Origin of the sequence: Aquimarina latercula DSM 2041 (genome assembly GCF_000430645.1) — a bacterium.
GTDB classification, from domain to species: Bacteria; Bacteroidota; Bacteroidia; order Flavobacteriales; family Flavobacteriaceae; genus Aquimarina; species Aquimarina latercula.
Window position 1 is genome coordinate 1 of the sequence record NZ_AUMK01000026.1, and the last position, 5,987, is coordinate 5,987.

Consider the following 5,987-nt stretch of genomic DNA (forward strand, 5'->3'; position numbering starts at 1 on the left):
ACGTTGTAGCTAATTAAATCAAAGTCTGTAAATGACAAAAAGTGACTTCATAAAATCAGTAACGAAATTACTAAAAGACAATGCTAAAGTTTTAGTATTAGTTAGAATCCCTAACTCTGGAAATAACCGAAACTATTTCTTTATGGAGAATTCAAATGAATTAGATGAACTTATTAATGAGAGTAATGAAAGTGACTCAATAACTGTATTCAAAGAGGTTAATGAATTAAATAATGGAATAGTAACTGAGGATTTTATAAAAACCGTAACGGAATCTCAAGTCGAAAATAATTTTGATCCTGAATTGTTAATTGTAAATAATACTTACAAAGAATATAAAAAAAATGGTGGTTCGGAATGGAATACTGTTGAGAATGTTAACGAACTCAAAGAGATTATGACGGATACTATTGGTGAAAAAATGTCAATAATTTCGGAGCCAGACTTTTGTGACGAAGTAAATACATTTCATTTGTATGTTCCTGATAAATATGGCGTAAGTAAATCTGGTACATCTTATTAAAAAACTAGCTACAACACGATATATGTGATCATAGCAGCTAAGTGATGAATTGAATGGTTGTTGTATTTTTGGTAAGGCGCAATGCTTGCAAAAAGTAAAAGTTAGCAACCAATGCGCAGAAATATCGAAAAGCAAGGTAACATTTTGCTCCGCTACGACACATATATTAAACGTTGTACGCAATATGAACAGAACTATGAAAAGACATATATTACTATTATTTATCCTGCCATTTTTATGCTTCTCTCAAGAGGAATCTGAAACAGAAACCTTTATGAATAATCTCTTTTTTGACCTTCCAAAGAATGTGAGTAAAATACAGATAGTGAATGAAATCAATAAGGATCCTTCATTAGAAAAAGCACGTGTAGCATTTTTAGGAACATTTAGTGATATTACAGAAAATAACTATTTGGACTTATCGAATGGTTCGGCTGAACTACTTGTTTTATATGACGATACCGATAAAAAGGTATCCGCTTTTAAAATAATTTTAAAGAAACAGTCTGACCAATCGAACTCGGAAACGATTGTAAATCTTTTAAAAAGTACAGATGTTAAGTACAAATTTGGACAAACTAAAGGCGTCGGAAATGACCAACATTTATTTTGGAAAGGAGAAAACAAATTTGCTTTTTGTGCGATTGAGATTATTGAAACACCAAAAGAATTGACTTTTAACGGAAAAGCGGAATATCTCATTACGATTGCATATTACTTCGAGAATATATAAATACTGCGTACAACATGATATATGTAATCATAGCAGGTACCTGATAACCCAAAGGTTCCTGTATATTTGCTAGAGTGCAAAGATTTTAGAGCGAAAAAGTTATAAAATCTGCACAGAAAATGTCGATGGCTTGGTAACATTTTGCCCTGTTACGACACATATATTTAACTTTATCACCAATAGAATATAATTTTGACAAATAAAAAGAAATATACGAAAGACGAAATCCCAAGTTTGATGTGGAATGAGCATATTCGTTTGAGACCCGGAATGTACCTGGGAAGAGTAAATATAAAAGGCTTCGTAGAGTTACTTAAAGGACTTTATAGTAATGTTCTAAATGACTTAAAATCGGACTCTATTTCTTTTGAAATTACTAAACCAAATTCTGCAGTTTTAAGTGTTACAAACATTAAATCTATCGTTGTTGATAATTGGAGTAAATGGGATCACAATTCTCATAGAACAAATCCTTTTATCTTAGAATTCCAAACTCTCAATGCACTTAGTGAGAGATTCAAAATTAATCTATTAGATAAAGATCATAATTGTATCTATAAACAAGAATATGGAAAAGGAGTTTTTATAAATGGAGATCAAGGAAAAAATCAGATTCGGTGCTCTGAAATGGAAATTAACTTTACTCTTGACAAGGAAATTTGGGGCGACCAATTTAACTGGAATGAGAACTTTATAAGCCATGAAATTAGTGAATTTGCATACTTACACAAGAAAGTGAAATTCAAATTTTTATATCAAGTTGGAAATGAAAATTGTAACATTATATATCATTTTAAAAATGGACTTAGTGACCGACTCGAAATAGAAAAGTTAAGAGGACTTGGTGGGAGCTATTTTGAGACTACAATTGATGAACAAATTAACGATTTTCGGATAGAGATTGCATTTGCATTTAGAGACTATACTGTTGACGAACCTTTTTTAAGGTCTTTTGTGAATGATTATTACACACATGAAAATGGAAGCCATGTGGATGGATTGTTAAAAGGGTTAACTTATGGAGTTATGAAATACTTCCAAAAAAACAATCTTACGGAAGTCTTTAAAATCTCTGAAAAAGGAATGAAAGAAAATTTGATAGCTGCAATAAATATTCGAATGAACGAGCCGGTTTTTAGTGGTTGTGTAAAAAACAAACTTGCTAATTCAGAAATAATAGAACCAATTGCGAATCATGTTTCTAATGTACTCTTTAAAAAATTTGAGCAGAATGAGGAGTCAACAAAAAAACTAATACAAAAATTTAAAATAGGTGATAACACTATATAACAAAACATAGCTGCCCTTTAGGTCAGCAACGTTTGTTATATTTAACGTTGTAAATCATGCACTTTAATAAACATTTATTGAAATTAAAACAAAAAGACTAATTCACTTAGTCTAGGTTACTCAAATGGGTTTTGTAAATTTTAATAAAATAAAACCTAATTTTACACTGTTTTAGCCAAACATTTAATTATGAGAATAAAACTTGCAACATTTGTTTCCACAACCTTCTTCTTTATACTAAATTTTACATATGCTCAAACCTATCAATGGGTAAAATCCTTCGGTGGGACTTTTCTTGATACTGGTAACTCTATAGCTGTAGACCTTTCAGGCAACATATATACTATAGGTACTTTTGAAGGCACAGTAGATTTCGATCCAAATGATGGGGTCTACAACGTGACTGAACCTGGATCTAATGATGAATATGGAGTTAGGCAAATTTTTATCCACAAAATGGATACTAACGGCAACTTTATTTGGGTAAAATCCATTGGTGGAACTTCATTTGATATAGCTCACTCGGTTGAATTAGATAATTATGGAAATATATTAATAACAGGAGGATTTAGTGGTTATGTAGATTTTGACCCTGGTCCAGACACCCATTACCTAGATTCTAAAGGAGGGGCGTCGGGTTCCTTTTTATTGAAAATGGATACTAACGGCAACTTTATTTGGGCAAAATCCTTTGGTGGAATAGCCTTCTCAACAACTACAGATTCTATGGGAAATGTATATACCTCAGGGAGGTTTCCTGGTACTATAGACGTTGATCCAAGCGAGGAAGGAATTTATAATTTGACTGCAGTGGGAAATTATGACTCATTTATTTTAAAGATGGATACTAACGGTAACTTTATTTGGGCAAAATCAGTCAATGGTGAGCAAAATTTTCATGGACGCCCTGTCACTACAGATGCTTCTGGAAATGTTTATATAACAGGTACATTTGAAGGCACGGTAGATTTTGATCCAGGTATGGGATCCTATAATATGACTTCGGCAGGACGTACTGATGTATTTGTTCTAAAATTGGATACAAATGGCAACTTTATTTGGACAGAGTCCTTCGGTGGAACTTCGGAGGATAATGTTTATTCCTTAAAAGCGGATGCTTTAGGCAACCTGTATATGATGGGTTATTTTAGCAATACGGTAGATTTTGATCCAAGTTCGGAAACACACAATTTGACCAATTCAGGATGGGCTGATGTCTTTATTCTAAAAATGGATGTTGACCGCAATTTTATTTGGGCTAAATCTTTTGGAGGTTCATCATTGATTATTGGCTTCTCCATGAAGGTAGATGCTTCAGGATATATATATATACCACAGGTCGTTTTTACGACACTGCAGAAATGGATCCTAGTCCAACAATATACAATTTAACTTCGGTAGGGAAAACGGATGTATTTATTCAAAAAATAGATACCAATGGTAATTTTATTTGGGCAAATTCCTTTGGTGGTGTTCTTGGTGATATTGGACACTCTATCAATACAGATGTTTCTGGAAATGTTTATATAACAGGTTCTTTTGAAGGTACAGTGGATTTCGAATCAGGTGAGGAAAATAGTAACTTGATTTCATCAGGGCAGTTAGATGTTTTTGTCCTGAAAATGAATCAAAATACACTTGGAATCAATGAACTAATAAATAACACTAAAGTAACTATATTCCCTAATCCTTCAGTTGATAAAGTAAATATTGAATTCAATCAGTCAATCAATAATGTTAAATTAATTCTAACCGATGTACAAGGAAAAATTTTTTTAGAAGAAAGATATGGTATATTAACTGATACAACTATTAAATTGCCTGAAGCAAAAGGTATTTACTTCTTAACTCTGCAAACATCAAATAATAATAGTACAATAAAACTTTTGAAAGATTAAAATCAACTATAATCATAGACAGAAATAAAATAGTTACAAATTATACCATATCAAAATTTGAGCTAAAAACCGAATATTAATTTATGTCCCAATAATCCTTAAAAATATTTAACCGATCTAAAACTTCTGTCCAAGCTAACAACTTTTTTGGTGATTAACTTAAGTAATACAAATACTCTCAAAAATAAAAAACACGCTTTACAACACTGTGTAAAAAGCATTAAAACGCATTTTACACAAACCGTTGTAAAGCATTAAGAAATCATCATATAAATAGATGGAAATAAAAATAGTCCAAAAAAAATGGAACTTGATACTTAATAGATATGACATCTATATTGATGATGTATTAGAATATAAATCTCAAACCAAATTATTTAACCTAAAAGAGACTATTGACATCTATTCATTAGGAGAAAGAAAAGTAATATCTGTTAAAAAAGACAACGATTTCTCTAACTTAATGAACTACACTCTTGAATTTCAAAATGGATATACAAAAATCAGAAGTAAATCATTTATTGAGTTTAGCATTAAAAACTCAAAAGGTTCTTTAAATTTCTATGAGCAAAAATCAGGAAATTTAATTGGTGTTTTTCAAAATGACGACCAAGTTGGATTTATAAAAAGAGAGATTAAAAAAGTTATTAATCAAGATAAATATAAAATTGTATTTGATAAAAACAAAGTTGATTCATTAAGTTTAATAGGTTTTGCTATAGCATATGATATGGAAAATCATAATGACTCTTCTTTTGGAAATACTTGGGATTATGGAATGCAAGTCGATAAACCAATAAAAGAGGTTGATATCAATTGGAGTCCAGAAAAATAACGACTTTACAACACTATGTAAACGCAATGCTTTTTTAGTGTTTTGGGCAAAGGGAGTTTTGTATTTGTGAGGTCGGCGCCACAAATTTTATTATTTTTAAACCGAATCAATTTAAAATACTAAAAAGTGTAACGCCTTGTGCTTATTCCGAAAGTCAATGACTTTCTTCATCGCACAGACGTTTACATTTAACGTTGTGTAGCATTAAAAAATTATGTGTGATTTCGAAAATAGAATAAAATTTTGTTCTTGTGATAAAGAAAGTATAAAGTTTCGAAAACCAAAAAAATTTATAAGAAAGAAAGGGAAGCTAGTCGAGCAGATTAATCCAAAAGACTCTAAAATTCCGTTAGAATACATTTGGACTCTTTTCAAATTTGATGGAGAAAAAGAAATTACGGAAATAGGTCGATATATGATGCCAATAAATGATTTAGGTAATGGATTAAATGCGGAATGGATTGCTTTGAATTTAAACTGTGAAGATTGTTTTGACTTTGAATATACTCCTAGTGAAGGCGATAATTTGAAAATTCATGAAAATGTTATTATGAGTGCTTATCTTTCTTTTATATATAGAAATGGTGAATGGATTATCGATCATCACAGTCCTTGGTCGACAGAAATATCTAAATTAAAAGAGGGAAAGATAAAAACGCTACACAACAAAGTATAAAAAGCATTAAAACGATTTTTATACAAACCGTT

General features: G+C 30.9%; 7 protein-coding genes. All 7 read left to right on the forward strand.

Features of this window, described 5'->3' with window-relative positions; genetic code table 11:
• Positions 1–31 precede the first annotated feature (31 nt).
• The 7 genes from H526_RS0117810 to H526_RS0117840 all read left to right on the forward strand — a co-directional run bounded on the left by H526_RS0117810 (position 32) and on the right by H526_RS0117840 (position 5,955).
• Positions 32–523, forward strand: a complete 492-nt coding sequence (locus H526_RS0117810) for a hypothetical protein (protein ID WP_027394230.1) — start codon at positions 32–34, stop codon at positions 521–523.
• Between the two features lie 196 nt (positions 524–719).
• Positions 720–1,256 (forward strand): hypothetical protein, encoded by a 537-nt coding sequence (locus H526_RS0117815; protein WP_027394248.1) that lies wholly within the window; start codon positions 720–722, stop codon positions 1,254–1,256.
• A 192-nt stretch (positions 1,257–1,448) separates the two neighbouring features.
• On the forward strand, positions 1,449–2,546 hold the full coding sequence (locus tag H526_RS0117820; RefSeq protein WP_027394249.1) for a DNA topoisomerase subunit B: 1,098 nt from the start codon (positions 1,449–1,451) through the stop codon (positions 2,544–2,546).
• Positions 2,547–2,735: 189 nt separating this feature from the next.
• Positions 2,736–3,938, forward strand: a complete 1,203-nt coding sequence (locus tag H526_RS0117825) for an SBBP repeat-containing protein (RefSeq protein WP_027394250.1) — start codon at positions 2,736–2,738, stop codon at positions 3,936–3,938.
• The gene (locus tag H526_RS0117830; RefSeq protein ID WP_027394251.1) at positions 3,908–4,444 is read left to right on the forward strand and encodes a T9SS type A sorting domain-containing protein; all 537 of its coding nucleotides are present in this window, start codon (positions 3,908–3,910) and stop codon (positions 4,442–4,444) included. The genes H526_RS0117825 and H526_RS0117830 overlap by 31 nt, the downstream gene beginning before the upstream one ends.
• Positions 4,445–4,721: 277 nt before the next feature.
• Entirely contained in the window at positions 4,722–5,279 is a 558-nt protein-coding gene (locus tag H526_RS0117835; RefSeq protein ID WP_027394252.1) for a hypothetical protein, read from the forward strand.
• A gap of 214 nt (positions 5,280–5,493) precedes the next feature.
• Positions 5,494–5,955 (forward strand): hypothetical protein, encoded by a 462-nt coding sequence (locus tag H526_RS0117840; RefSeq protein WP_027391786.1) that lies wholly within the window; start codon positions 5,494–5,496, stop codon positions 5,953–5,955.
• The last annotated feature ends 32 nt before the right edge of the window (positions 5,956–5,987 follow it).